The 26,230-nt window shown below is 61.7% G+C and carries 26 protein-coding genes; 13 read left to right on the top strand and 13 right to left on the bottom strand.

All coding sequences use genetic code 11. The features are described from left to right. The first annotated feature begins 143 nt into the window (after positions 1 to 143). The 3 genes from BCY88_RS38570 to BCY88_RS38560 all read left to right on the top strand — a co-directional run bounded on the left by BCY88_RS38570 (position 144) and on the right by BCY88_RS38560 (position 3,532). Positions 144 to 2,504 carry a DUF6531 domain-containing protein gene (locus BCY88_RS38570; RefSeq protein WP_120349328.1) on the top strand — a complete coding sequence of 787 codons (2,361 nt, stop codon included), beginning with the start codon at positions 144 to 146 and terminating at the stop codon, positions 2,502 to 2,504. Between the two features lie 11 nt (positions 2,505 to 2,515). Further along, positions 2,516 to 2,770 (top strand): hypothetical protein, encoded by a 255-nt coding sequence (locus BCY88_RS38565; protein WP_120349327.1) that lies wholly within the window; start codon positions 2,516 to 2,518, stop codon positions 2,768 to 2,770. Between the two features lie 507 nt (positions 2,771 to 3,277). Continuing rightward, positions 3,278 to 3,532 carry a hypothetical protein gene (locus tag BCY88_RS38560; RefSeq protein WP_120349326.1) on the top strand — a complete coding sequence of 85 codons (255 nt, stop codon included), beginning with the start codon at positions 3,278 to 3,280 and terminating at the stop codon, positions 3,530 to 3,532. Between the two features lie 207 nt (positions 3,533 to 3,739). Here BCY88_RS38560 and kynA read toward each other — a convergent pair whose 3' ends face one another. Genes kynA through kynB form a run of 3 tightly spaced genes read right to left on the bottom strand, consistent with a single transcriptional unit; the run spans position 3,740 to position 6,657 of the window. Continuing rightward, on the bottom strand, positions 3,740 to 4,693 hold the full coding sequence (gene kynA / locus BCY88_RS38555; RefSeq protein WP_120349325.1) for a tryptophan 2,3-dioxygenase: 954 nt from the start codon (positions 4,691 to 4,693) through the stop codon (positions 3,740 to 3,742). Between the two features lie 10 nt (positions 4,694 to 4,703). Further along, the gene (kynU, locus tag BCY88_RS38550) at positions 4,704 to 5,954 is read right to left on the bottom strand and encodes a kynureninase (RefSeq protein WP_120349324.1); all 1,251 of its coding nucleotides are present in this window, start codon (positions 5,952 to 5,954) and stop codon (positions 4,704 to 4,706) included. A 58-nt stretch (positions 5,955 to 6,012) separates the two neighbouring features. Continuing rightward, the gene (gene kynB, locus BCY88_RS38545) at positions 6,013 to 6,657 is read right to left on the bottom strand and encodes an arylformamidase (protein WP_120349323.1); all 645 of its coding nucleotides are present in this window, start codon (positions 6,655 to 6,657) and stop codon (positions 6,013 to 6,015) included. Between the two features lie 130 nt (positions 6,658 to 6,787). Between kynB and BCY88_RS38540 the strand changes: the two genes are divergently transcribed. Further along, positions 6,788 to 7,297 (top strand): Lrp/AsnC family transcriptional regulator, encoded by a 510-nt coding sequence (locus BCY88_RS38540; RefSeq protein WP_120349322.1) that lies wholly within the window; start codon positions 6,788 to 6,790, stop codon positions 7,295 to 7,297. 74 nt (positions 7,298 to 7,371) lie between these two features. Here the strand turns inward: BCY88_RS38540 and BCY88_RS38535 are convergent, their stop codons facing one another. Continuing rightward, positions 7,372 to 7,881 (bottom strand): flavin reductase family protein, encoded by a 510-nt coding sequence (locus BCY88_RS38535; protein WP_120349321.1) that lies wholly within the window; start codon positions 7,879 to 7,881, stop codon positions 7,372 to 7,374. Between the two features lie 256 nt (positions 7,882 to 8,137). On the opposite strand from BCY88_RS38535, the gene msrA reads away from it, so the two are divergent. Continuing rightward, positions 8,138 to 8,686 carry a peptide-methionine (S)-S-oxide reductase MsrA gene (gene msrA / locus BCY88_RS38530; RefSeq protein ID WP_120349320.1) on the top strand — a complete coding sequence of 183 codons (549 nt, stop codon included), beginning with the start codon at positions 8,138 to 8,140 and terminating at the stop codon, positions 8,684 to 8,686. A 48-nt stretch (positions 8,687 to 8,734) separates the two neighbouring features. On the opposite strand, the gene BCY88_RS38525 is transcribed toward msrA, so the two are convergent. From BCY88_RS38525 to pdxH, 3 genes are all read right to left on the bottom strand, one after another. Next, on the bottom strand, positions 8,735 to 10,006 hold the full coding sequence (locus BCY88_RS38525; protein WP_120349319.1) for a DUF72 domain-containing protein: 1,272 nt from the start codon (positions 10,004 to 10,006) through the stop codon (positions 8,735 to 8,737). Positions 10,007 to 10,111: 105 nt separating this feature from the next. Beyond that, positions 10,112 to 11,326 (bottom strand): SAM-dependent methyltransferase, encoded by a 1,215-nt coding sequence (locus BCY88_RS38520; RefSeq protein WP_120349318.1) that lies wholly within the window; start codon positions 11,324 to 11,326, stop codon positions 10,112 to 10,114. Between the two features lie 141 nt (positions 11,327 to 11,467). Further along, complete coding sequence (gene pdxH / locus BCY88_RS38515; RefSeq protein ID WP_120349317.1) at positions 11,468 to 12,109, bottom strand: pyridoxamine 5'-phosphate oxidase; 642 nt, start codon at positions 12,107 to 12,109, stop codon at positions 11,468 to 11,470. A gap of 245 nt (positions 12,110 to 12,354) precedes the next feature. On the opposite strand from pdxH, the gene tcdA reads away from it, so the two are divergent. Next, positions 12,355 to 13,212 carry a tRNA cyclic N6-threonylcarbamoyladenosine(37) synthase TcdA gene (tcdA, locus tag BCY88_RS38510; RefSeq protein WP_120349316.1) on the top strand — a complete coding sequence of 286 codons (858 nt, stop codon included), beginning with the start codon at positions 12,355 to 12,357 and terminating at the stop codon, positions 13,210 to 13,212. A gap of 97 nt (positions 13,213 to 13,309) precedes the next feature. Here tcdA and trxA read toward each other — a convergent pair whose 3' ends face one another. After that, the gene (trxA, locus tag BCY88_RS38505; RefSeq protein WP_120349315.1) at positions 13,310 to 14,158 is read right to left on the bottom strand and encodes a thioredoxin; all 849 of its coding nucleotides are present in this window, start codon (positions 14,156 to 14,158) and stop codon (positions 13,310 to 13,312) included. A gap of 96 nt (positions 14,159 to 14,254) precedes the next feature. Then, positions 14,255 to 15,130 (bottom strand): pirin family protein, encoded by an 876-nt coding sequence (locus BCY88_RS38500; protein ID WP_120349314.1) that lies wholly within the window; start codon positions 15,128 to 15,130, stop codon positions 14,255 to 14,257. A 177-nt stretch (positions 15,131 to 15,307) separates the two neighbouring features. Here BCY88_RS38500 and BCY88_RS38495 point away from each other — a divergent pair, with 177 nt between their 5' ends. Then, positions 15,308 to 16,189 carry an EamA family transporter gene (locus tag BCY88_RS38495; RefSeq protein WP_120349313.1) on the top strand — a complete coding sequence of 294 codons (882 nt, stop codon included), beginning with the start codon at positions 15,308 to 15,310 and terminating at the stop codon, positions 16,187 to 16,189. A gap of 86 nt (positions 16,190 to 16,275) precedes the next feature. Here BCY88_RS38495 and BCY88_RS38490 read toward each other — a convergent pair whose 3' ends face one another. Then, positions 16,276 to 17,853 carry an N-acetylmuramoyl-L-alanine amidase gene (locus BCY88_RS38490; RefSeq protein WP_120349312.1) on the bottom strand — a complete coding sequence of 526 codons (1,578 nt, stop codon included), beginning with the start codon at positions 17,851 to 17,853 and terminating at the stop codon, positions 16,276 to 16,278. Beyond that, positions 17,835 to 18,431 carry a tRNA (adenosine(37)-N6)-threonylcarbamoyltransferase complex ATPase subunit type 1 TsaE gene (gene tsaE, locus BCY88_RS38485; RefSeq protein WP_120349311.1) on the bottom strand — a complete coding sequence of 199 codons (597 nt, stop codon included), beginning with the start codon at positions 18,429 to 18,431 and terminating at the stop codon, positions 17,835 to 17,837. The genes BCY88_RS38490 and tsaE overlap by 19 nt, the downstream gene beginning before the upstream one ends. Positions 18,432 to 18,448: 17 nt before the next feature. On the opposite strand from tsaE, the gene queG reads away from it, so the two are divergent. From queG to xerD, 3 genes are all read left to right on the top strand, one after another. Beyond that, on the top strand, positions 18,449 to 19,690 hold the full coding sequence (gene queG, locus BCY88_RS38480; protein ID WP_120349310.1) for a tRNA epoxyqueuosine(34) reductase QueG: 1,242 nt from the start codon (positions 18,449 to 18,451) through the stop codon (positions 19,688 to 19,690). A 110-nt stretch (positions 19,691 to 19,800) separates the two neighbouring features. Beyond that, the gene (locus BCY88_RS38475) at positions 19,801 to 20,271 is read left to right on the top strand and encodes a methylated-DNA--[protein]-cysteine S-methyltransferase (protein WP_120349309.1); all 471 of its coding nucleotides are present in this window, start codon (positions 19,801 to 19,803) and stop codon (positions 20,269 to 20,271) included. Further along, positions 20,268 to 21,203 carry a site-specific tyrosine recombinase XerD gene (xerD, locus tag BCY88_RS38470; protein ID WP_120349308.1) on the top strand — a complete coding sequence of 312 codons (936 nt, stop codon included), beginning with the start codon at positions 20,268 to 20,270 and terminating at the stop codon, positions 21,201 to 21,203. Before BCY88_RS38475 ends, xerD begins: the two co-directional genes overlap by 4 nt. 115 nt (positions 21,204 to 21,318) lie before the next feature. Here xerD and BCY88_RS38465 read toward each other — a convergent pair whose 3' ends face one another. Further along, on the bottom strand, positions 21,319 to 22,881 hold the full coding sequence (locus BCY88_RS38465; RefSeq protein ID WP_120349483.1) for a class I adenylate-forming enzyme family protein: 1,563 nt from the start codon (positions 22,879 to 22,881) through the stop codon (positions 21,319 to 21,321). Between the two features lie 139 nt (positions 22,882 to 23,020). Here BCY88_RS38465 and ybaK point away from each other — a divergent pair, with 139 nt between their 5' ends. Then, positions 23,021 to 23,512 carry a Cys-tRNA(Pro) deacylase gene (gene ybaK / locus BCY88_RS38460; protein WP_120349482.1) on the top strand — a complete coding sequence of 164 codons (492 nt, stop codon included), beginning with the start codon at positions 23,021 to 23,023 and terminating at the stop codon, positions 23,510 to 23,512. A 114-nt stretch (positions 23,513 to 23,626) separates the two neighbouring features. Beyond that, positions 23,627 to 24,271, top strand: coding sequence for a glycerol-3-phosphate 1-O-acyltransferase PlsY (gene plsY, locus BCY88_RS38455; protein WP_120349307.1), 645 nt, complete (start codon positions 23,627 to 23,629; stop codon positions 24,269 to 24,271). A gap of 247 nt (positions 24,272 to 24,518) precedes the next feature. On the opposite strand, the gene BCY88_RS38450 is transcribed toward plsY, so the two are convergent. Then, positions 24,519 to 25,004 carry a YajQ family cyclic di-GMP-binding protein gene (locus tag BCY88_RS38450; protein WP_120349306.1) on the bottom strand — a complete coding sequence of 162 codons (486 nt, stop codon included), beginning with the start codon at positions 25,002 to 25,004 and terminating at the stop codon, positions 24,519 to 24,521. A 185-nt stretch (positions 25,005 to 25,189) separates the two neighbouring features. Between BCY88_RS38450 and murB the strand changes: the two genes are divergently transcribed. Further along, on the top strand, positions 25,190 to 26,230 hold the full coding sequence (gene murB / locus BCY88_RS38445) for a UDP-N-acetylmuramate dehydrogenase (RefSeq protein WP_120349305.1): 1,041 nt from the start codon (positions 25,190 to 25,192) through the stop codon (positions 26,228 to 26,230).

Below are 26,230 nucleotides of genomic sequence, written 5' to 3'. Positions count from 1 at the left end.
TCGACGCCTCCTATTTCAGCTAGTTCGTGAAAATCTGTCACGTGATCGGCATTTTCAGAGTGTTCCCATTCTGGTTTCAGTTCTCATTCATGCAACGTCGAATTATTACGAATTTCTAACGACGTATTGCAAGAAGGAGATGTATGAGAACAAAAATCCCGTCGGGCCGGTTTGGAGGAAAGCTGGCCCGACTAATGACTGCATGTGCCTTGCTAATAGTGGCATCCTCCGCGCGTGCAGACGACTGCTGGACGCTCTATTCGAAATCCGGTGCGACGCCAGGTACAGCGAGTTGCAGGCTGGACGTTGCAAGCAATACGCCGAGCGGCACTGGTAGTTACGGATGTCGAAACGACATAGCTGCAATTGACGAGTGGTGCGCCACGCCTACGGACCCTGACGAATCGTGTCCGGTTGCCGATCCGGTATATCCGGCGAACGGCAAGGTGACGCTCTCGGAAAATGACTTCCGTAGCGGCGATGGAATGCCACTGACGTTTACTCGAAGCTACCTATCCTCACCATTTCTCAAATTGGCCACCGCCATGGGACCGGTATGGATGAATAACTGGCAACGACAACTCAACGTCGCTGGAGCGAGCGGTGGCTTACCTAAGGTCGTCGCCTATCGTGCCAGCGGTCAACCGCTCACGTTCCTACTGACCAACGGGCAGTGGAGAACGTCCAGCTTCAGTGGACTCGCTCTCACCCAGAATGACGCTGGCTGGGCCCTGACGGACCTGACGACTGATACCGTCGAATCTTATTCCGCGCAAGGCGTCCTGCTATCGGAAACAACACATACAGGATTCACTCGAACGCTCACCTATGACGGCGCGGGACGCCTCACGGCCATCAACCAGCGTGCAGCAGGTGCAGTTCCCAAATATGACTTGCTGTCAATCAAGCTTGAGTACGACTCGTTAGGTCGTATCTACCGCATGACGGACCCGGGCGGCGGGCTTACGCAATACGGTTATGACGGAAGCAGTAACCTAATATCGGTCACATGGCCCGATGGCTACGTGCGCCGTTACGTCTACGACGACTCGCGTTTCAAGAACGCACTGACAGGTGTGATTGACGAATCCGGTTCTCGGATCGCAACGTGGACATATGATGCAATGGGCCGCGCTACCTCGGTAACGCACCCGGATACGACGCAGAACGTTCAGTTCGCCTACAACAACGGCTCAACGACCATGTCCTGGGCGGATGGTTCGGGCACGGTTAACTTTGCGTCAATTGCGGGCATGTTACGCATGACCGGTGGCAGTACGGCGGATGGCACCGAGAGCCGGACGCTGGACACGAGCGGGAACCTGTTGCAAAAAACGGCGCCGGATGGAAGCGCGGCATATTCGTACGACGCTGCGGGCCGACCGGTTCGAGCTGCGGTGACTAGTTCGAGTGGCACGGTAATAACGTCGGTGCGTTATGCCGATTCTGCGAGCCTGCATCCGTCGCTTGTTGCAACCCCTGGCAAGATGCGTGCGTTCGTTTACGACGGAGGTGGCAACGTCACTGGATACAGTGAGCTCGACACGTCCGACACAACTGGCGCGAGCGGCTTCGACGCTACTGGTACAGGCAACAAGTTGACCGTCGGTGCACGCTACGATGCTGATAACCGTTTGGCGCAAGCAACGGTATACCTCAATGGAGTAAAAACCGAAGACTGGTATTACTTTTCGGACTCCACCGGCAACATAAACACCGCTCAGGACATTGTTTCGGGATGGCTCTTTGGTACGGTGCACCGCGACGCTGCAAACCGTGCTACGGAAGTGAATGGGAATTATCGTCAAGCACGCTTTACATATGACAAACGTGGACGCGTAAGCAAATTCACGTATGACGAACAGGCACGGCCGTCGAACGGCGGACTGCATCGTTTTCTGACCGTCGACTACTCATACGCACCGGACGGCCGCGTTGTTAGCCGAACCGGCACGGTTGCCAGGAACGGCGGCGCTCCTCAATCGATAGCCAGTGATGAAATTGACAAGTGGATTAGTAACTATGAAACCGGTGCTGATCCAGTCGGGCCACCTGCCAATCTCTTGGGCTCACGTAAAGCACTGAAAGGCAGCGGTACGACGGTGATTGCGCCTGTATGCGCTGAGTGCTACGTGTTCACAAAGGCGAAGCTAGCCTGGAAGCTCTTCTACCGTGGACTGACCGTCACGCAGTCAGGTCAGCCGGTGCAGGGTAATGTGCCTGAACTGCAAATAGCGGCTCAGGAACAGGTGCCATTTCCCATTTTGATGCCTGACCAGAACGGGCAATCAAAACGTGCCGTGCTATATGCTCAACTGTTCCGGAACAACGATGACTCCGATTCGGGCTTCGTTAAGTGCGCTTACGGAAAACCTATAACGAGGCGCTGCGCCCAGGTTCTTGAACGATGTATCGACAAATGTCATGTGTTGTTTCAGACCCCCGACTATGGAGTTACATTCTTCAGGTGCAAGAATGCATGTATGGCAGACAACGGATGTTGAGGAGCAGTGTGATGATTGAGGACAAAGACCTCGCGGCGGAAGTCAATGAGAAATTACTGTCGGCGCACCGCTCGATTGTTGACGCTTTGAAGCTTGTCGAGGAGCATGGCTCAGAGCTCGAACTTCGAGCGTTTCGCGCTGGAGCGGTGAATGTGGCGGGCCATTTGTTTGGTCTTCTCTTAAGGCCGCTGTGGCAAGCACGCCCCGAACTTGCTCCGGAAGGACTGGATATGAGTCCCCCGTTGAAGAAGAAGGGCAAGCGATAAAGAAGGTTCGATCAACGAACCTCGCCCCGGAAGCATGGAGAGGTGTCCAACTTAAGGGAGACGGTTAACTCCGAGGTTGAGCGTCAGGTGGAGCCATTCCATCTGCGCGACTCGGATTTAAATCGTATCAACACTGAGAAGGAGTAGTTGGTGATCGATAGGGATGTGTCCAAGGATGTTGCTTGCGAGCTAAGTAGGGAGTTATTGGCCTCGTTCCATTCGTTGGAGAATGCGACAAGGTTGGTTCAAGAACGCTGCTCAAACGAGGAATTCAAGGCGTTCCGTTCTGAAGCGGGAAGAGTTGCTGGGGGTTTGTATCTGCTTCTCGAACCATTGTGGAGGGCATATCCAGACCTCGCTCCAGAAGGTCTGGTCATGATTTCACCGAGAAAAAAATAAGCGACAGGGCGCATGCGAGGAGCAAGTGATTGCGCTTTTCTATGTGCAGGCAGGCTGACCCAGGTTGGAAACAGATAATGCAGACAACGATCGTTAAGGGAGGGGATCTTGATTGGTGACAAAGATGTCGCTGCAGAGATCAGCGACCGCCTACTGACGGTGACGCGCCTGATGGACGAATCTATCGCGCTAGTTCAACAGCGCTGCCCCGATGACGAATTCAAGGCGTTCCGCGCTGGAACCGGTAAGGCTATGGGTTATCTATTTGTGGATGTACTCCGGGAACTGTGGTTGGAGCATCCACGTCTGGCTCCGGAAGGGCTGGATATAAGCCCTTCGCCGAGGAAGAAAGTTAAGCGATAACAACAAGGCGCGAGCAACGAACCGCACCTCGAAGCAATGGACAGGTGTCCGGCTTAAGAGGCTGTTCGCTGCTCACGCCTTTTCATTTCCAGCAGCATGGTGGTCACTACTTCATCTGGATGCTCTATTCCCGTTTGCGTCGCATTCGCCCGCACACGCGCGGCAGTCTTTACGCGTTATCGCCTATCGCCGACAACACAAAACCCCTCAAAGCATCGTCCTAACATGCCAAAGCTCGGGAAACAAAACCACATCCAGCATCTTGCGCAGATAAGGCGCACCACTCGTGCCGCCCGTGCCCTGCTTGAACCCGATAATCCGCTCGACTGTCGTCACATGCCTGAACCGCCACTGCCGGAAAGCGTCCTCGAGATCGACAAGCTCCTCCGCCATCTCGTACAACTCCCAATGTTGCGAAGGATTCCGATAGACCTCCAGCCAGGCCGCCTCGACCGAAGTGTCATGCACAGTAGGCTGGGTCCAATCGCGCTCCAACCTGGAAGGTGAAATCGCAAACCCGCGCCGCGCCAGCAGTCGAACTACTTCATCGTAGAACGAAGGCGCTTCCAGCGAAGCCGTCACCTCGGCAAGCACATCCGCCCGGTGCGCATGAGGCTTCAGCATCTGCTCATTCTTATTGCCAAGCAGAAATTCGATCTGCCGATACTGATAAGACTGGAACCCGGAAGAGCTGCCCAGATAAGGCCGCATCGCCGTGTATTCGGACGGCGTCATCGTCGCGAGAACACTCCATGCCTGCACCAGTTGCTCCATGATCCGCGACACGCGCGCGAGCATCTTGAACGCAGGCGGCAGTTCATCGCGATGCACCGCTTTCAACGCCGCACGCAACTCGTACAGCGCGAGCTTCATCCACAACTCGCTCGTCTGATGCTGAATGATGAACAGCATTTCGTTGTGGTCTGGCGACAGCGGATGCTGCGCATCCAGCACCGTCCCCAGGGAGAGATAGTCGCCGTAACTCATCGACTCGGAAAAATCGAGCTGCGCGTCATGCCAGCCATCGCCTGAGTCGGAATCCACGGAGGCAGCGGAAGCCGGGCGGGCCGCCTGAGCAACCCCACTGCCATGTCCAAACGGACACCCTTGCGCCGGTTTTTCTTCCGGCAATCCCGGCGTTTGCATGTGATCGGTGGTCATCGCGCGCTCCTCAGGTCACTGCGCCGCGAGCGGCAAATTCAGGTGCTCGCCAGGACTCTTGCGTGAGCACATCGCGCAGCGTCTCCACCGCATCCCACACATCGACAAAGCGCGTGTACAGCGGCGTGAAGCCAAACCGCAACACGTGCGGCTCGCGATAGTCGCCGATTACGCCACGCGCGATCAACGCCTGCATCACTTCATAACCATGCGGATGCTCGAAGCTCGCATGCGAACCGCGCTGTGCATGTTCGCGCGGCGTCACGAGCTTCAAGGGAAACTCGCCGCAACGCGCTTCGACCAGTTCGATGAACAGATCGGTCAGCGCGAGCGATTTTGCGCGGATGGTCTGCATATCCGTTTGCAGGAACACATCGAGTCCACATTCGACCAGCGACATCGACACCATCGGCTGTGTGCCGCACAAGAAGCGGCCGATGCCGTCATCGGGCTGATACGCCGGGTCCATCTTGAACGGCGCGCGATGGCCCCACCAGCCGGACAGCGGCTGCGCGAAGTCGTTCTGATGCCGCTTCGGCACCCACACGAATGCCGGCGAACCCGGGCCGCCGTTCAGATACTTATACGTGCAACCCACAGCGTAATCCGCGCCAACGCCGTTCAGATCGACGGGCACCGCGCCCGCCGAGTGCGCGAGGTCCCACAGCGCGAGCGCGCCTTTGTCATGGATCAGCTTCGTGAGTGCGGCCATGTCGTGCATGTAGCCGGTGCGGTAGTTCACGTGCGTGATCATCGCGATTGCGGTGTCGTCGCCGATCGCGGCGGGCAACTCGGAGGGGTCGTCCACAAGGCGCAATTCATAACCGCGGTCGAGCTGTTCGATCAGGCCTTGTGCGATGTACAGATCGGTCGGGAAATTCGAACGCTCGGAAACGATCACGCGACGCTTCGGGTCGCGTGCGTTCGCCAACCGCACGGCAGCCGACAAAAGCTTGAACAGATTGATGGAAATCGTATCGGTGACGACCACTTCGTTGTCAGCTGCGCCGATCAGCGGCGCGAGCTTGTTGCCGAGGCGGCGCGGCAACTCGAACCAACCCGCGGTGTTCCAGCTGCGGATCAGACCTTCGCCCCATTCGGCGCCGATCACGGTCTGCGCGCGCTGGGCGGCGGCGGCCGGCGGCACACCGAGCGAGTTGCCGTCGAGGTAGATGGTGCTCGGCGAGAGCGCGAACTGGTCGCGCAGCGGCGCGAGCGGGTCGGCGCTATCGAGCGCCAGTGCTTCGTCACGGTTGTTCATGATGGTCCAGTCAAAGAAATTTGGGAGTACGTGATTCGGTTTTGCAGATCGCGGGCGATCAGGCAGATTCGGATTCGGGCAGCGCCCGCAACACGGCGCGCACGGGGCTCGCGTCGAGCGTGGTCAGCTTGAGCGGCAGCGCGATCAACTCGTAGTCGCCGGGTGCGACGGCATCCAGCACGATGCCTTCGAGGATCGCCATGCGGTGCGTGCGAATCCGGTGGTGCGCGTCCATCGTCTTCGATTCCTGCGGATCGAGCGACGGCGTGTCGATGCCGATCAGCTTCACCCCCCTCGCTGCCAGCAGATCGATCGTTTCCGGCGCGACCGCGCAGAAGGCGCTGTCCCAGACCGCCGTCGGCGCGTTTTTGTAAGTGCGTAGTAAGACTCGCGGCGGCAGGTTGTCGAGCGAGCCGCTCAGGTGTTGTGGCGTCACAACAGGCGAAGCGCCGATGCAATGAATTACGCGGCAGCGTCCAAGGTACGCATCGAGCGCGACCTCGCCGATCGCCGCGCCTTCGGCGTCGTAGTGAAGCGGGGCGTCGGTGTGGGCGCCGGTGTGCGGCGACAGCGTCAGGCGCGCAACGTTGACGGGCGAGCCCGCCTCCATGCGCCACACGCGTTCGATGCCGACCGGCGTATCGCCGGGCCAGACGGGTGTCGCGGTATCGACGGCGGGGGTGATGTCCCAGAGTGTGTCCATGTCTCCATCAGCGGATTGTGTCTATCCAGGAATGATAGGTGGCTTGTCGCGAAATGTGATTGCGAAAAAATCTCCTTCTGAGCCCTGTCTTGGAACATAATTTGAGACAAATGGGAAAGGGAGACCGAATATGAACGCGATCTCGCTCGACGCCACCGATTGCCGTATCTTGACGGTGCTTCAGCAGGAAGGACGGATCAGCAATCTCGACCTGGCGGAGCGCATTTCGCTGTCGCCATCGGCCTGTCTACGACGCCTGCGCCTGCTGGAAGAGCAGGGCGTCATCGAACATTACCGCGCGTGCCTGAACCGCGAAGTGCTGGGTTTCGAACTGGAAGCGTTTGTGCAGGTGTCGATGCGCAACGACCAGGAGAACTGGCACGAGCGTTTTGCGGAGGCGGTGCGGGATTGGCCGGAGGTGGTCGGCGCGTTTGTCGTGACCGGCGAAACCCATTATCTGTTGCGGGTGCTCGCCCACAATCTCAAGCACTATTCGGATTTCGTTCTGCAACGCCTCTACAAGGCGCCGGGCGTGATGGATATTCGTTCGAATATCGTGCTGCAGACGCTGAAAGAAGATTCCGGCGTGCCGGTGTCGCTCGTGACGAAAACCAGCGGGCACAGCGCGTCGCATAGCTGAATGCGAGCGGCGGGGCTGCTCGCCCCGGCGTGCATGGGTTCGCAGCAGCCGCCAGGCCGAAAGCGGCGCCGCATTCAGAGCGACTTGAGTCCGTGAAACTGGCCGTTCTGGAACACCAGCGGCGCAATCTCCGCCGCATTCTCGTGGACGCCGCAGCGCTCCACCTCGCCGACGAAAATCACGTGGTCGCCCTCTTCGTAGCGGCTGCGGTTATGGCATTCGAACCAGGCGAGCGCGCCGTCGAGCACCGGCATGCCGGTGTCGCCTTCGGCGTGCGACACACCTTCGAAACGATCGCCCTTCACCGTCGCAAAGCGCTTGCACAGATCGAGCTGCGACGCGGCCAGCACGTTGACCACGTAGTGGCTGTTCGCCTGGAACACCGGCATCGACGCCGAGCGCGTGGCGAGGCTCCACAGCACCAGCGGCGGATTGAGCGAAACCGAATTGAACGAGCTGGCCGTGATACCGATCAATTGGCCGGACGCTGCGCGTGTCGTAATGACCGTGACGCCGGTGGCGAACTGGCCGAGCGCCTGTTTAAAGGCGGACTGGTCGAAGTTGGGCGGGCTGGCGCGCTTCATCGGGCGGAAGCCCTTGTGCCGAGCCGGGTGAAACCCGTGCCGGACCCATCGGGTGTGCGGCCGGAAACAAATGATTCAAAAGTCATAGTGAAAATCGTCGATTTATCCCAATTTTAACTGCAATCGCGGTGGACCGGCCGCGAGCTCTGCCGGTTGGTGGAAAAACCGCTAAGCTGGAAAGTCTTGGCGGTGGCATGAGCGTTGCGGCTAACTGGGACCGGCATCGGCCGGCTATGTGTATCAAGGAGCAAGCAGCATGAGTCAGACAGGCGAAGTCGCCACCCTCGGTGGCGGGTGTTTCTGGTGTCTCGAAGCGGTGTATCTGGGCGTCGAAGGGGTGAACTCGGTGGAGTCCGGCTATGCGGGCGGCCAGACCCAGCGGCCGACCTATGAACAGGTGTGCGACGGCGTGACCGGCCACGCGGAAGTCGTGAACGTCGACTTCGATCCGGCGAAGATCAGCTATCGCGAGATTCTCGATATTTTCTTCGCGATCCACGACCCGACCCAATTGAACCGGCAAGGCAACGACGTCGGCACGCAATACCGCTCGGTGATTTTTACCCACTCCGACGCGCAGCGTGAAACGGCATTGCAGGCGATCCGCGAAATCGGCGAGCAGGGTATCTACGACAGCCAGATCGTCACCCAGGTGCTGCCGCTCGACGGCAACTACTGGCCGGCCGAGGCGTATCACCAGAACTATTTCGCGCAGCATCCGAATCAGGGCTACTGCTCGTTCGTGGTGGCGCCGAAGGTCGCGAAATTCCGTCAGAAGTTCGCGCATCGGATCAAGGCGAGCTGAGTCTTGGGTGGTGGCGCGTTGACGGCTTCGTTTTCCCGCGGCGGTAGCTCAGCGTTCGCCGCCGGACTCGCCGTCCTCGCGCCGCTCAGCTTGATCGGCATGCAGGTCCGCTTCGGACTCCGCCTGCGTGCCGTCTTGCTCATGTTCATGCTCATGAGCGAGGCGTGCATACGCCTCGATAATCTCCCGGGCCAGTTCCACGCAGCTTAACGGCGCCGACCCTTCCGCCTTGTTGTTCACAGCGATCACCACCGGCTGGCCGGCCAGCGCGTAGCGCGCGGCCAGTTCGGCGAGCGCGGCGCGGGTGCCCGGGTCCTGGTCGACCAGTTGGTTGAACGGCTCGTACTTGGCTTTTGCCTGCTCGTATTTGAAGCCGCCGTGCAAACTCCAGCGCACGATCAGTGGGCCGGCCGGCTCGCCGTCCAGCAGCGCGAGCGCCGCCGCCTGACGCAGCGGGTCCGGCATCCGCGCATGAATCCCCACGCAATACCGCACGCCCGCCGCTTTCAGCGTGCGGATGAAGCGCGGCGTGAGCAGACTCGCGTCGCGGATTTCTATCGCGTAGCAGGTGCCTTCAGGCAGCGTCGGCAAGGCGGCCAGGAACTCCGCGAGCCGCTCGATGAATACCGCGGGCTGCGCGAGCATCTGGTCGGGCAGCGGCGAGAGCTGGAACACCAGCGCACCGGCTTTTGCCCCGAGGCCTTCAAGGCACGGCGTGACGAATTCGTCGATCGCCATTTGCGCGTTCAGAAAGCACGGGTTCAGCGAGACCGGTTCGCCGCGTTCGGCGCGCACGGTGGCGTCCGTGATGGTCATCGGCGCTTTGACGATGAAGCGGAAGTGCTCCGGTACCTGCTGTGCGTAGCGCAAGTATTCAGTGACGGTGAGCGCCTGATAAAACGACCGGTCGATGCTGACGGTCTTTAAGAGTGGATGCGCACCATAAGCCGTCAGACCTTCGCGCGAAAGTTTGCTATTGCTGTATTCGTCGCCGTAGACGATGCCGTGCCAACCCGGAAACGACCATGTCGATGTGCCGAGGTGGACCTGCGGTGGCAGTTCGGCAGCGAGCGCGAGGAGTTCGGGTGAGGGCGGGGCGGCGAGAACGTCGCGTGAGCGGCGTTTCTTCGGCGTGTCGGCGGTGGCTGGCGCTGCTTTGGCTTCTGTAGTCGTGCGCGGCGGTTTTGCTCCCGCGTCGGCCTTCGGCGCCGGCGTCTGTTCCACCGGTAATCCGAACAGATCGAACTGCACGGCGTCGGCCTGTGCGTCATCCCCGTCGCTCACCGGCTGTTCAACTTCGCTTGTCCCGCTCTGATCCATCTATGTTCGACCTGCTGTTGTTTAGGGTTTGCGCCGCGCCGGCCCGGTCGCACATGCACGTAGCGCCGGCGCGCGGCGACAGCAAATCGCCGCGGCGCAACCGTATCACAACGTTTTGTCGTACATATAGCGACGCGACCACGGTAAGGTCTTGGCGCTCCGTCCGGCTCTACGGCATACCACCTGGTAGATCGAGACGTCGTCGTTTTCGAACGCATACGCGCAACCGGCGAGGTACACGCGCCAGATGCGGAATTTTTCGTCGTCGACCAGCTTGCGGGCTTCGTCCGCATGCGTCTCGAAGTTTTCCGCCCAGATGTTCAGCGTGTGCGCATAGTGACGGCGCAGGCTTTCGACGTCAACCGCTTCAAGCCCGCCGCGCTGCATCGATTCGAGCGCAAGGCTGATGTGCGGCAGTTCACCGTCCGGAAAGACATAACGATCGATGAATTCGCCGCCGCCCAACGCCGTTTCGCCGCTGTCCGAATCGCTCGACGTAATGCCGTGATTCATGGCGATGCCGTCTTCGACCAGCAGGTCGTGGACTTTCTGAAAGTAGCCCGGCAGATTCTTGCGGCCGACGTGCTCGAACATGCCGACGCTGGTAATGCGGTCGAACTGGCCTTCGACGTCGCGATAATCCTGCAGACGAATCTCGATCTGGTTTTCGAGGCCCGCGGCTTTCACTCGTGCGGTAGCGAGATCGAACTGGTTCTGCGACAGCGTCACGCCGACACATTTGGCGCCGAATTTCTGCGCGGCACGCAGAACGAGCGCACCCCAGCCGCAGCCGATATCGAGCAGGCGCTGCCCGGGTTGCAACTGGATCTTGGTGAGAATGTGGTCGATTTTCTTGACCTGGGCGGCGGCGAGATCTTCATTGCCATTCTCGAAGTACGCACACGAGTACACCATGTTCTCGTCGAGCCACAGCTTGTAGAACTCGTTCGAGACGTCGTAGTGATACTGAATGGCCTTCTTGTCCGACGACTTCGAGTGATGGAAGTAGCGCCGTACGCGCGCCAGCTTGCTCGCGCTGGTGACGGTATTGCGCGCCAGCTGATAGCTGACGTTGATGATGTCCGACAGCTTGCCTTCGATATCGATCTTGCCCTTCACATACGCCTCGCCCAGATTGTCGAGGCTCGGTTCGAGCAGATAAGGCAGCGCCGTGGCGCTTTTGACATGTAGCGTGACCTGAGGCGCGGCGAACTGCCCGAAGTCATGTTGCTGACCGTCCCACAGCACAAGGCGTGCTGGCAGGTTAGCCTTGGTTTTTACTTCTTCCACCCACTGCGCCAGCTTTTTCTCCCAGAACATGTGATCTCTCCGTGTCCGTTGAATTAAAGCAAAGCCTGTGTGGATTGCGGCTCCATGCGGCGCAGCTCCCATGCCGCGAGTCGCAGTCCTACCGGCGCGCGCTGCTGCGTTGGCAACGCGCGTACGGTGCTGTATTCCGATTCAAGGCGAAAGGCGGGAGATTTGCCAGTCGCTGTTTTCGCTTGAACGTGTGTAGCGCAAGCGGTCGTGCAGACGCGACGGCCGGCCTTGCCAGAATTCAATTGCTTCGGGTACCAAACGATAGCCGCCCCAGTGCGGTGGGCGCGGCGGTTGGTCGCCGTATTGCAGGCTGATTTCGCGTTCGCGTGTTTCGAGCTGCGAACGGCTTTCAATTACCTGACTTTGATTGGATGCCCACGCACCAATGCGTGAACCGAGCGGGCGCGACGCAAAATACGTATCGCTTTCTTCCGCGCTGGTTTTGATAATGCGGCCTTCTATGCGCACCTGGCGTTCGAGTTCGATCCAGTAGAACAGCAGGCTTGCGTAGGGATTAACGGCCAGTTCGCGGCCCTTGCGGCTTTCGTAGTTGGTGAAGAACACAAAGCCGCGCTCGTCGACCCCTTTGATCAGCACGATGCGCGCCGACGGCCGGCCGCGCGAGTCAACCGTGGCCAGCGTCATCGTATTCGGCTCGGGCAACTGGGCGTCTACCGCTTGCTGAAACCACGTGTCGAATTGACGAAACGGGTTGCGGTCGATATCGGCCACGTCCAAAGAACCGAGCGAATAGTTTTTTCGAAGTTCGGCGAGTGAGGTCATATTCTTATGCGAACGCTTCAGTCTAATCAGTATAGCCAGGGCGTGAATTTTTTGCCCGCGACCAGATCAAGGCCCGCCGCGCTGTGTGGATATGCACGTTACAACGTTGGCCGCCATTCGTGCCTCCAGGTTGGCGTGGTCATGCGAGGCGCCGCGATCAGGCAAAATACGGGCTGGAAACGCTTGGCTGTGCCTCGGCGTTTTCATCACTTTGTGTTTTGCCTGCTTTGAACGAGCCTGCCACCATGTCCAGCACCACCGCGCCTTCCGATCTTACTACCAGCCTCGAAGGGAGTGAAACCGCCGACCGCGCGCGCCGCTTCGGCGGTGTTGCCCGCCTGTACGGGGCGCCGGCGCTCGCTGCGTTCGAAGGGGCACACGTCGCCGTGATCGGCATCGGCGGGGTGGGTTCATGGGTGGCGGAGGCGCTGGCGCGCAGCGCGGTCGGCACGCTGACCTTGATCGATCTGGACAACGTCGCCGAGAGCAACACTAACCGCCAGATCCATGCGCTGGATGGCAACTACGGAAAACCGAAAGTCGAAGCGATGGCCGAACGCATCGCGGCAATCAATCCGTTCTGCGACGTACGGCTCGTGGAAGACTTCGTCGAGCCGGACAATTTCGCGGCCACGCTTGGCGGTGGTTTTGACTACGTGATCGATGCGATCGACAGCGTACGCACCAAGACCGCGTTGATTGCTTGGTGCGTCGAGCAGAAGCAGCCGTTGATCACGGTGGGCGGCGCGGGTGGCCAACTGGATCCCACTCGCATCCGTATCGACGATCTCGCATTGACGATCCAGGACCCATTGCTATCGAAAGTGCGCGGGCAGTTGCGCAAACAGCATGGTTTCCCGCGCGGACCAAAGGCGAAGTTCAAGGTGAGCGCGGTGTATTCCGATGAACCGCTGATCTACCCGGAAGCCGCCGTGTGCGATATCGACGAGGAAGCGGAACACGTCACCACGTCGCCGGGGCATACGGGACCGGTGGGTTTGAACTGTGCGGGATTTGGATCGAGCGTGTGCGTGACCGCGAGCTTCGGTTTCGCCGCGGCCGCGCATGTGTTGCGGGCCCTGGCGAGGCAGGCTGCGGGTTGATGCGGTAGGGCGCTTTATGCCGTGTATGCCGTGTACGTCGTGTACGCGGCAACGCATTCAGACGCGGCTCGCACGCCGCGCCTGAACACAGTACAGATCAGAACAACAGCGCGCTCAGCTTGCGCCGCCAGTGCGACACCAGTTCCGGCTGGTGCGCCGCGAGATCGAACACCGACAGCATGGTTTTACGGCCGATGTCTTCGCGGAACGCACGGTCGCGCTGCACGATGGCCAGCAGATGTTCGAGTGCGCCTTCGTATTTGCGGCGTGCAATGAATGCGCTAGCCAGATCGAAGCGAGCTTCGAGATCGTCGGGGTTCGCCGCGACTTTGGCTTCGAGCGCATCCGTAGGCGGCAGATCGGCCGCCGCGTCTACCGCATCGAGCCGGGTCTTGATCGCGTTGAAGCGGGCGTCGATCCCTTGCGTGGTTTTCGGCGACAACAGGTCGACTTCATTGCGCGCTTCGTCGATGCGGTGATCTTCGAGCAGCATCTCGATACGGTCCATGCGTGCTTCGTCGAAGCCCGGGTCGTAGGCGAGCGCCGCTTGCAGCGCATCGTAGGCATCCTCGCGGCGGCCTTCAGCCAACGCGGCTTGCGCTTCAAGACGTGACGCATCCGCGCCTTGCGGAACGAGCCGTTCGATGAACTCGCGCAACTGGCCTTCCGGCAACACGCCGACGAACTGATCGACCGGTTGGCCGTCGGCAAACGCCATCACATGCGGAATGCTGCGCACCTGGAAGTGCGCGGCCAGTTCCTGGTTCTCATCCACGTTCACCTTCACCAGCTTCCATTTGCCGGCGGCTTCGGCTTCGAGCTTTTCCAGCATCGGGCCGAGCGTCTTGCAGGGCCCGCACCATGGCGCCCAGAAATCGACCAGCACAGGGGCCAGTGTCGACGCCGTGATGACGTCCCGTTCGAAAGTGGCCAGCGTGGTGTCCATTACGTCCTCGTCGATAAAACAGTGGTTGCTCAGGTGGGGCCGGGCGCGACGAATTCAATGCGTGCCGCGCGCACTTTTACTTGCAGCCAGACGCGCTTACTTTTTGACCGGCAGCGGAATCCATTCGGTTTCCCCCGGCACCTTGCCCATCTCCTGATGGGTCCACGCCAGCTTCGCGGCTTCGATTTTCTCGCGCGAACTGGCGACGAAATTCCATTCGATAAAGCGCTCGCCGTCCAGTTTCTCGCCACCGAGCAGCATTGCGCGCGCGCCGTGGGTACTGGCAAGCGTGACGGTTTCGTCGAGTGCGAGCACGGCCATCTGACCTACTTCGAGCGGCGTGCCATCGATCTCCAGATCGCCGTCCACCAGATAGACACCCCGTTCCTCGTGCTCCGGTTCGAGTGCGAAGGCGCCGCCCGGGGCAAACTCCGCGGCCACATAAAGCGTGCCGGAAAAGGTCTCGACCGGCGAGGTTTCGCCGAATGCGGTGCCCGCGATCACGCGCAGCGTGACGCCGTTGCGCTCGACCACCGGCAGCGTACTGGCCGCGTGATGCGAGAAGGACGGCTCGATGTCTTCGTCTTCGAGCGGCAGCGCGACCCAGGTCTGGATGCCGTGCATGGTCTGGCCGCTCGCGCGGTCTTCGGCCGGTGAGCGCTCGGAATGGACGATGCCGCGGCCCGCGGTCATCCAGTTGACGTCGCCCGGGACGATCTTCTGCTCGGAGCCGAGGCTGTCGCGATGCATGATCGCGCCTTCGAACAGATACGTGACGGTTGCAAGGCCGATATGCGGATGCGGCCGCACGTCGAGTCCGATGCCGGGATCGAGCGTGGCGGGGCCCATGTGGTCGAAAAAGATGAACGGGCCGATCAGGCGCGCCGCCATGGCCGGCAGCACGCGCCGCACGGTGAGGCTGCCGACGTCGCGTAAATGTGGTTTGAGAACGGCTTTGATCGAGGAAGACATGGGCAGGCTCGGTGAAAAGGGGGAGTCGGGTTTTTGCTCGATAGACGATTCTACTGCGGAGGGCGAAATGCTGACGTTTTGCGCCGCTTGGCCGCGTCGGGATTCCGTAATGCGCGCCACCCCTGACACGGCCGGCTCCGCTAAACTGGCAGATCAGACAATGACATGGAGACTGGGATGTCGCCCAGGGACTTACTGCTCGCGCTGGTGGTCGTGGTGGCGTGGGGCGTCAATTTCGTCGTGATCAAGGTGGGCCTGCACGGCGTGCCGCCGATGCTGCTCGGCGCGCTGCGGTTCACGCTCGCCGCGGTGCCGGCGGTGTTCTTCGTCAAACGGCCGCAGATGCCGTGGCGCTGGCTGTTCGCTTATGGCGCGACGATTTCGTTCGGGCAATTCGCGTTTCTGTTCTCGGCGATGTATGTCGGCATGCCGGCGGGGCTCGCTTCGCTCGTTTTGCAGGCACAGGCGTTCTTCACGCTGATTTTCGCGGCCCTGTTCCTGCATGAGCGCTTTCGCGTGCCGAACGTCGTCGGTTTGTTGATCGCGGCGGCTGGTCTCGCGGTTATCGGCATGCAAGGCGGTCATGCGATGACGCTGGCCGGGTTCGTCCTCACGCTGTGCGCCGCGTGTTCGTGGGCGTTCGGCAACATCGTCACGAAGAAGGTCGGCAAGGTCGATCTGGTCGGGCTGGTGGTGTGGGGCAGTCTGATTCCACCGTTGCCGTTTTTCGCGCTGTCGTACGCATTCGAGGGGCCGCAGAAGATCGTCGCGGCGCTGTCCGGGATCAGCGCGATGTCGATTTTCGCCGTCGTGTACCTGGCTTTTATCGCAACCCTGGTCGGCTACGGGCTGTGGAGCCGGCTGCTGTCGCGCTATCCGGCCAGCCAGGTGGCGCCGTTCTCGCTGCTGGTGCCGATTGTCGGGCTGGCGTCGGCGTCCCTGTTTCTCGACGAGCGCTTGTCTACCGCGCAGATCCTGGGCGCCTTGTTGGTGATGGCGGGGTTGGCGGTGAATGTGTTCGGCGGGTGGGTCGTGCAGCGGTTTTCACCCGCGCGTTGATTGCCGCTTAAGCGCGGCGCAGAAAAAAGGGTCCATGCGGACCCTTTTTTCGCTTCTGCATGAAACCGCGTGATGCCACGAACTCATCAGGTCATGCGGTTTTTCGCCAACGGCGGATTCGCCGCGAAATAGCGCTTGATGCCGGTCATGATCGCATCGGCCATCTTGTCGCGATACGCGTCGTCGTTCAGGCGGCGCTCCTCGTCCGGATTGCTGATGAAGGCCGTTTCCACAAGAATCGACGGAATGTCCGGCGCCTTGAGCACGGCAAACCCGGCTTGTTCAACCGAACCCTTATGCAGCTTGTTGATGCCGCCGATCTCGTTCAGCACGAAGTTGCCGTAGCGCATCGAATCGCGGATCTGCGCGGTGGTCGACATGTCGAACAGCGCGCGATTGACCGTGGCGTCGGCTGACTTGATGTTGATCCCGCCGATCTGATCCGACGAGTTCTCCTTGTTCGCCATCCAGCGCGCCGCGGCGCTCGAGGCGCCATGCTCCGACAAGGCGAACACCGACGAGCCTTTCGCCTCGGGCGTGGTGAACGCATCCGCATGGATCGACACGAACAGGTCCGCGCCGACGCGGCGCGCCTTCTGCACACGCACGTTCAGCGGCACGAAGAAGTCGGCGTCGCGCGTCATCATGGAGCGCATGTTCGGCTGTGCGTCGATCTTCGCGCGCAGCTTCTTTGCGATGTCGAGTGCGACGTGCTTCTCGTAGGTGCCTGAGCCGCCGATCGCGCCCGGATCTTCGCCGCCGTGACCCGGATCGATCGCAACGGTGAGCAGGCGCACCGTGTTGCTCTTGCCGGTTTTCGGGTTGGTGAAGGCGTAGCTATCGTCGCTGTCGCTGTCATTGGCACCGAGGTTGCCCGCCGTATTGCCGCCCTTGTTGCGGGCGATGGCAGTGGGCGGCGCGAGCGGCGCCGTCGGCGCAGCGGGCTTGCCGAGGATGGGCGGAACGGGCGTCGGCGCGAGATGCGCCGGCGGACGCGGCACGCCCGACGCCGTCCCGCCGCTGCCGTTCTGTGCATAACGCTCGAAGAAGGCTTCGCTGTTGTCGGCGGTGGGCGGCGTGGTGCCCGGTCCGCTGAGCGTGGCGGGCGGCGCGTTGTTTTCCTCCAGCGTTTGCTGCTTGCGTTCGGTTTGCGCGAGCAGATCCATCAGCGGATCGGGTGCGACCGCGGGGTACAGGTCGAACACCAGCCGGTATTTGTACGCGCCGACCGGCGGCAGCGTGAACACCTGCGGCTTCACCGAACCCTTCAGATCGAACACCATGCGCACGACGTGCGGCTGATATTGGCCGACGCGTACCGACTGAATCTGCGGATCGTTCGGCGTGATCTTCGATACCAGATCCTTCAGCGCCTGGTCCAGATCGAGACCGCTCAGATCGACCACCAGCCGGTCCGGACCCTGCAGCAACTGCTGTGCGTTCTGCAGCGGCTGATCCGACTCGATCGTCACGCGCGTGTAATCGCGCGCCGGCCAGACCCGCACGCCCAACACCGAACTTGCCCATGCGAGACGCGGAGCGACCAGCCCGAGCACCAGCGTGGAGGCGCCTGCGCGCAGAATCTGCCGGCGCCGCCAGTTATGCGTTGCGGTGGCCGCCGATTCGATCGAACGGAACGGTTTGATTAACATCTTTCGAGACATGCCTTTCCTGATTCGCTGTATGCCCGTGCAACGAGTACCCGGCCTTCGCCCGCGTGATCCAGGTCGAGCGCGAAGACGAGATCCGGTACGCCAAGCAGACGCCCGGCGCGCTGTGGCCATTCGACGAGGCAGATTGCGCCGCTGTCGAAGTACTCGCGAAAGCCGGCGTCGGCCCATTCGGCCGGGTCGGTGAATCTATACAGATCGAAGTGATAGAGCGCGAGTTCCCCAGCGGGCCGCTCGAGCACGTAGGGTTCGACAAGTGTGTAAGTGGGACTGCGCACGCGGCCGGTGTGGCCGAGGCCGCGCAAGGTCGCGCGCACGAGGGTGGTTTTGCCGGCGCCGAGGTCGCCGACGAGCTGCACTTGCAGGCCCTGGAATGCCTGACGAGCTTCGGTGCCTGGCGTGGCTTGCGGCGTTTTCGGTTGCGGGTCTTGCAGCAACTCGCGCGTGCTTTCGATTGCCCGTGCAAAGCGCTCACCGAATGCGTTGCTGGCGGCCTCATCCGCGAGCGCGAAGGAGCGTTCGAGCAGGACATTGGCGAGCGGTTGGATCGCGAGATCGGGATTGACGGGCATTCTCGTAAAATGGCGTGATGAACCGAAGTCCGGAGTCCCCTGTTTCCAGTACGCCTGCGTCTAACGACGATGCGCGTGCCGAGCGTCATTTCGATGAAGCGGCGCTGAAGGCGCTCGCGCTCAACATCAAAACGTGGGGCCGTGAACTGGGTTTCGGGGCAATCGGTATCAGCGACACCGATCTCTCCGCTGCCGAAGCGCCGCTTGCTGCATGGCTGGACGCGGGTTGCCACGGCGAGATGGATTATATGGCGAAACACGGCATGAAACGCGCGCGTCCCGCCGAGCTTGTGGCCGGCACGCGACGTGTGATTACCGCGCGCATCGCCTATTTGCCCGCTCAGACACTAAGTGGAAAGGCGCACGAAAGCGCTTTGCAGGACTCGCCGCAGGCACCGCAAGACTGGCGCGCGGCAGAGCATGCGCGGCTCGCGGACCCGTCGGCGGCAGTGGTCTCGATCTACGCGCGGGGCCGCGATTATCACAAGGTGATGCGTAACCGTCTGCAACATCTGGCCGAGAAAATCGAGGCGGAGATCGGCGCGTTCGGCTACCGCGTATTTACCGATTCGGCGCCGGTGCTCGAAGTGGAGCTTGCCCAGAAGGCCGGGATCGGCTGGCGCGGCAAGCACACATTGCTGCTGCAGCGTGATGCGGGTTCGCTGTTTTTTCTCGGCGAGATTTACGTCGACGTGCCCTTGCCCACCGATGCCGAGACATTGCCCGACAATGCGCCCGAAACGCCGGGCGCGCATTGCGGCAGTTGCACGCGCTGCATCGGCGCATGCCCGACGGGGGCGATCGTGGCGCCTTACAAGGTCGATGCGCGCCTCTGTATTTCGTATCTGACGATCGAACTGAAGGGCAGGATTCCCCTGGAAATGCGGCCGCTGATCGGTAATCGTGTGTATGGCTGCGACGATTGTCAGCTCGTCTGTCCGTGGAACAAGTTCGCGCAGGCCGCGCCGGTCGCCGACTTCGATGTGCGCCATGGGCTCGATCGCGCAACCCTGGTCGAGTTGTTTGCCTGGAGCGCGAAAGAGTTCGATACACGCATGCAGGGCAGTGCGATTCGCCGCATCGGCTATGAAAGCTGGCTGCGCAATCTGGCCGTGGGCATGGGTAATGCGCTGCGGGTCCCTGCGGAAAATCTGAATGCGGAAGCGCGCGAGGCGATTGTCGGCGCGCTGAGATTGCGCGCCGAAGATCCCTCGGCCGTGGTGCGCGAGCATGTGGAATGGGCGTTGGAAGCGGCGTAAAGTAGCGGCAATCCGGTGGGACGGTTTTCCTGGGCGAGGCGCCTGCACCCCATGCAGGTACGCTAGCGTGACGAGTAAAAAGCATCGGTCCAGTCATGAGGCAAGCAATCATGTTCAACGCAGTAATCGACGCACCCTTCGGTAAAGTCGGCATCCGCATCGAGGGTGAGGCTGTGCGCGAAATCGTCTACCTGCCGGAGTCGACGCGCAGCGTCGCACCGGACACGCCACTGGCAAGGCGGGCTGCCGGACAGATCGAGGCTTATTTCGAACGTGCATCCACGAAGTTCGAATTGCCGCTGGCAAAGGTTGGCACCGCGTTCCAGCAGCGCGTGTGGCAAGCGATCTGCGATATCCCGCCAGGTGTCGTATTGACCTATGGGCAACTGGCAAAACAGGTCGGCAGCGTGCCGCGCGCAGTCGGTCAGGCGTGCGGGTCGAATTACTTTCCGATTGTGATCCCGTGTCACCGGGTGGTCAGTTCGAGCGGCATCGGCGGATTCGCGCATCATGCCGGCGATGGCTTCTTTCGCAACGTCAAGCGCTGGCTTCTCGCGCATGAAGGCATTCCCTACGCATGAGCGACACCGTGACTGAAGATGCGCTCGTCGCGTCCCCTTTGTTTGTGGCGAGCTCGGCCTCGATCGATGCGTTCTGCGACGCGCTGTGGCTCGAGCACGGCTTGTCGCGCAACACGCTGGACGCGTACCGGCGCGATCTGCGGCTCTTCTGCGAATGGCTCGCGCAGACCCGCAACACCTCGCTCGACACCGCCAGCGAAGCCGATCTCAACGCCTATAGCGCGGCGCGCCAGAAGGACAAATCCACCTCGGCGAACCGTCGGCTTTCAGTGTTTCGCCGCTACTACGGCTGGGCGGTGCGCGAGCATCGCGCAACGGCCGATCCGACGGTACGCATCCGTTCGGCCAAGCAGGCGCCGCGTTTCCCGTCGACGCTTACCGAAGCGCAGGTCGAAGCGCTGCTAGGTGCGCCGGACATCGACACGCCTCTCGGCCTGCGCGACCGCACCATGCTGGAGTTGATGTACGCGAGCGGTTTGCGTGTCACTGAACTCGTCACGCTGAAGACGGTGGAAGTGGGCCTGAACGAAGGCGTGGTGCGTGTGATGGGCAAGGGCTCGAAAGAGCGCCTGATTCCGTTCGGCGAAGAGGCGCACGGCTGGATCGAGCGCTATCTGCGCGAGGCGCGTCCTGCACTGCTGGGCGCGCGCGCGACGGATGCGCTGTTCGTCACCAGCCGCGCGGAGGGCATGACCCGCCAGCAGTTCTGGAACATCATCAAGCGCCACGCGGCGGCGGCCGATGTGCACGCGCCGCTCTCGCCGCACACGTTGCGGCACGCATTCGCGACGCACCTGCTGAACCATGGCGCCGATCTGCGCGTCGTGCAACTGCTGCTCGGTCATACGGATATCTCGACCACGCAAATCTACACGCACGTGGCCCGTGAACGGCTGAAGTCGTTGCATGCGCAGCATCATCCGCGCGGGTGACGCGCGCTTGCACGGACATTCGCATTTGCCGGTGTCCTCATGCGCGTGATTGAAATTGCCGCCGTCATAATTGGTTATCCCACAAGGCCAAGGCGAAGCCGTTGCGGGCGCTGCGTTACATGAACTCGCGCAAGCGGTGTTTGAGAATCTTGCCGGTCGACGCGGCCGGCAGCGCGGCGAGCACTTTTACTTCGGCAGGGCGCTTGTAGGGTGCGAGACGCTCGCCGCACCACGCGATCAGCTCGGCCGGCGACACCTGCGCCCCCGCGATCAATTCGACGAACGCGACCACCTCCTCGTTACCCTCCACCGCGCGCCCGATCACCGCTGACTGCACCACCTGCGGATGCGCGTTCAACACGTGCTCGACTTCCGACGGATACACGTTGAAGCCCGAGCGGATGATCAGTTCCTTGCTGCGCCCGACGATATGCAGCGCACCGTCCGGGTCTTGCCGCGCGAGATCGCCGGTCTTGAGCCAACCGTCTTCGGTCACGGCGGTGCGGGTCTGCTCCGGGCTGCGGTAGTAGCCGAGCATCACGTTCGGGCCGCGCACCCACAGTTCGCCGATTTCACCCGGTGCGGCATCCACGCCGTCGGGTCCGACGAACCGCACATCGACGCCAGGAATGACCTCGCCAACCGAGCAATCGCTGCGCGGCGCATCGAGCATGGTGTGAGAGACGGTCGGGCTGCTCTCGGTCATGCCGTAACCGTTGTGCAGCGGGAGACCGTAGACGTTTTCGACGCGCGCCTTGAGCGCGGCGTCCAGCGGCGAGCCGCCCGAATAGGCGAAGCGCAGGTGCGGCGCGGACCACGTATGGCCGTGCGTTTGCAAATGTTCGAGCAGTTTGGCGTGCATGGCCGGCACACCCTGGAAGATCGACACGCGTTCTTCGGCGAGCGCGCGCCGCACAGCTTCCGGCGCAAAACGCGGCGCGAGGCGCAAGGTCGCGCCGGCGTGCAGGCTGCCGAGACAAACCGAGGCAAAGCCATACACGTGTGAGATGGGCAGAACGGCGTACACCACGTCGTCCGGACCGACTTTACGCAAGCGGCTCGACACGGCCGCGATGAAGAGCAGGTTGCGATGCGACAGCATCACGCCTTTCGGTGTGCCGGTGGTCCCGGTGGTGTAGATCAGCGCGGCGCATTGACGGTGATTGGGGGCTTCGACCGGTTCGGCCTTTGCGTTGGCGTCGATCGTGTACGACCAGACGCCGATATCCGGCGTGACGGCAGGCGCGGTGACGGCTTGATGCCGCTCTGCATGCCGTTGGGCATCCACGGAGCTTTCGACCGCATACGCGACCACGCGAGGCTGCGCGTGAGCACGGATCGCGTCGAGTTCGGCCGCCGACAGGCGTGCGTTCGACACCAGCGCCCACGCGTCGAGCTTTGCGGTCGCGAACAGCAGCACGATCTGCACGATGCTGTTTTCGGCCACGATCATCACGCGATCGCCGCCACGCACGCCCCATTGGTGCAGCAGCGCGGCGGCAGCATCGACGGCTGCCAGAAGTTGCGCATTGGTGAGGCGGCGCGCGTCTTCGATCAGGGCGAGGTGCTGCGGATCGCGCGCGGCGGCGAGCACCGGAATTTCAGCGATACGCGCGGGCAGGCCGGCCAGCAGCGCGGGAATGTCAATCGTGGAACGGGTGGATGAATCGAGGCTCAACGTTGTCTCCAGAAGCAATTCGGTACCCGGCGTGCCGTGCGCCGGAATATTTGCGAACGATCGTGCCACAATCGCGGGGCCCGCACAATTGGCCGTTCGGCAAATAGCCGTTGTGCAAACTCGCTATTACAATGCGCCGATGAGCAAATCCAGACACGTTTCCGAAACGCCCGCGACGCAGTTTCTGCGCCGCCATGGCGTCACTTTCGGCGAACACCCTTACGATTACGTAGAGCACGGCGGCACTGAGGAATCGGCGCGCCAGCTCGGCGTGGACGAACATCATGTCGTCAAGACGCTGGTGATGGAAGACGAGCACGCCAAGCCGCTGATCGTACTGATGCACGGCGACCGCACGGTCAGCACCAAAAATCTGGCGCGGCAGATCGGCGCGAAGCGCGTCGAGCCGTGCAAGCCCGAGGTGGCGAACCGGCATTCGGGCTATCTGATCGGCGGCACGTCGCCGTTCGGGACGCGCAAGCAGATGCCGGTGTACGTCGAGTCGAGCATTCTCGAGATGGACACGATCTGGCTGAACGGTGGCCGGCGCGGTTTTCTGGTCAGCATCGAGCCCAGGATTCTGACCGACCTGGTGGCGGCGAAGCCGGTTCAGTGCGCGAGCGTCGATTGACGTTTGCCTGAATGTTTCCCGGGCAGGTGGGTTCTGTAGAATGTGCGCCGCCTTGTTCCCTGTTGCGGTTGGAGCATCGAGTTTCAGACCGCCGATCCTTATAAGAGTCCCCAGATGCAAAACCTGATCGTTGCTGTCGTTGCCTACCTGATCGGCTCGGTGTCGTTTGCCGTGATCGTGAGCGCCGCGATGGGGCTGGACGACCCGCGCTCGTACGGCTCGGGCAACCCGGGCGCCACCAATGTGCTGCGCAGCGGCAGCAAGAAAGCGGCGATTCTCACCCTGATCGGCGACGCCTTCAAAGGCTGGCTGCCGGTGTGGTTCGTGGTGCATTTCGGTGCGCGTTACGGCCTCGACGATACGTCGGTTGCGATTGCGTCCGTCGCGGTGTTTCTCGGTCACCTGTATCCGGTCTTCTTCCGCTTCAAAGGCGGCAAGGGTGTGGCGACCGCAGCGGGCGTGCTGCTCGCGATCAACCCGATCCTCGGCATCGCCACCTTGCTGACATGGCTGATCGTGGCGTTCTTTACGCGCTACTCTTCGCTGGCGGCCTTGGCCGCGGCGGTGTTCGCGCCGCTCTTCGACGGCTTTCTGTTCGGGCCGCATGTCATCGCGCTGGCGATTGTGGTGATGAGTTCGCTGCTGGTATGGCGTCACCGCGGCAACATCGCCAAGCTGATGCGCGGGCAGGAAAGCCGCATCGGCGACAAGAAGAAAACTGACGCGGCGGGTAGTGCGGCGGGCGGTAACGAATCTTGAGCGTGGGCGTGAGCGGGGCCCGTCCGGCAGGGCGTTAGCCGGCGGCGCGTGCTGGTTCGCTCACGGCGTGTGCACTGGAGCGGGTCGGGGCACTTCCTGTGCGCCGGTCGATCGATACGCGCCGGGTGCTGAGTCTCAATGCAGCCAGGTGCTCCGCGGTGAGCCCTAACGCAGCGCGTTGCCGGGCGTTCAACCTGCGCCCAGCGCCGAGACACAAAGCGCGTCCGCTACCGGGCGTGAGGCGTGGTCAGTCGCGGAAGTTGTTGAAGTCTAGCGGCGTATCGGTCACGTCCTTGCGCAGCATCGCGATGACACTTTGCAGGTCGTCGCGCTTGCCACCGGTGATACGCACCGCGTCGCCCTGAATGCTCGCCTGGACCTTGATCTTGCTGTCCTTCACGAGACGCACGATTTTCTTCGACAGATCGCCGGACACGCCCTTCTTGATCTTGATGACCTGCTTGACCTTGTCGCCGCCGATCTTCTCGATCTTGCCGTAGTCGAGAAAGCGCGCGTCCACATTGCGCTTGGCCATTTTCGACAGCAGGACGTCTGTTACCTGGCCGAGCTTGAAATCGTCGTCGGCGTAGGCCGTGATTTCACTTTCCTTGTGCTCGACCCGCGCGTCCGACCCTTTGAAGTCGAAGCGGGTTGAAATTTCCTTGTTGGACTGTTCGATCGCGTTCTTGACTTCGACCATGTCCGCTTCGCAGACGACGTCAAACGATGGCATTGTGTTCTCCCAATAGTGCTGCGGTGCGTGGCGCGGCCGGTCGGCTGCTCACGGGGCACTCGCTATAATCACGAAGCTGGCGTCATTTTACCGATGCCACTCCCTTTTGCCTAAGGCCACCGCGCATTGTCGCGCGGCCGGGGGCCAGATGCCCTTTCGGCCGTTGTTCGATTCTTCTCATTCCGATGTCCCTATCCGACTCCGCCGCGCTCATTGCCGGCTACCCGCTGAAGGCGCACAACACCTTCGGTTTCGATGTTCGCGCGCAGTTCGCGTGCCGGATCGAGCACGAAGCGCAACTGATGGCTGCCGTGCGCGATCCGCGCGTCGCCGGTTTGCCGCGGCTGGTGCTGGGCGGCGGCAGCAATGTCGTCTTGACCGACAACTTCGCCGGATTGGTGCTGCTGGTCGCACTGCAAGGTCGCCGCGTGGTGCGCGAGGATAGCGATGCATGGTACGTCGAAGCAGCTGCCGGCGAACCGTGGCATGAGTTTGTCGGATGGACGTTGTCGCAAGGGCTGCCAGGGCTCGAGAACCTCGCGCTGATTCCGGGCACCGTGGGCGCGGCGCCGATTCAGAACATTGGCGCGTATGGGCTGGAGATGTGCGAGCGATTTGCGTCGCTGCGGGCAGTCGAGCTCGAAACGGGCGCCGTGGTCGAGCTCGAGGCCGATGCATGCCGATTCGGCTACCGCGACAGTTTTTTCAAGCGGGAAGGGCGCGACCGTTTCGTGATTACCTCGGTCACTTTCCGTTTGCCGAAGGTTTGGCAGCCGCGCGCCGGCTACGCGGATATCGCGCGTGAACTGGCGGCGGGCGGCCATGCCGATGCCGCGCCCAGCGCACAGGCGATTTTCGACGCCGTAGTCGCGGTGCGGCGCGCCAAGCTGCCTGATCCGCTTCAGCTTGGTAACGCCGGGAGCTTCTTCAAGAATCCGGTCGTGGAGGCGGCGCAGTTCGAGGCGCTGAAGCTTAAGGAGCCCGATGTCGTGTCTTATCTGCAATCAGACGGCCGCGTGAAGCTCGCGGCGGGCTGGTTGATCGATCAGTGCGGCTGGAAGGGCCGCGCGATGGGCGCCGCGGCCGTGCATCAGCGGCAGGCGCTGGTACTCGTGAATCTCGGCGGAGCGAGCGGAGCGGAGGTATTGGCGCTCGCACGGGCGGTGCAGCGGGATGTGCTGGCACGGTTTGGAGTGGAGCTGGAAGCGGAGCCGGTTTGTTTGTGA

The sequence above is a fragment of the Paraburkholderia fungorum genome (assembly GCF_003610895.1).
GTDB lineage: Bacteria > Pseudomonadota > Gammaproteobacteria > Burkholderiales > Burkholderiaceae > Paraburkholderia > Paraburkholderia fungorum_B.
Note: the sequence above shows the minus strand (reverse complement) of the source record. Positions and strands in the feature narration are given on the sequence as shown.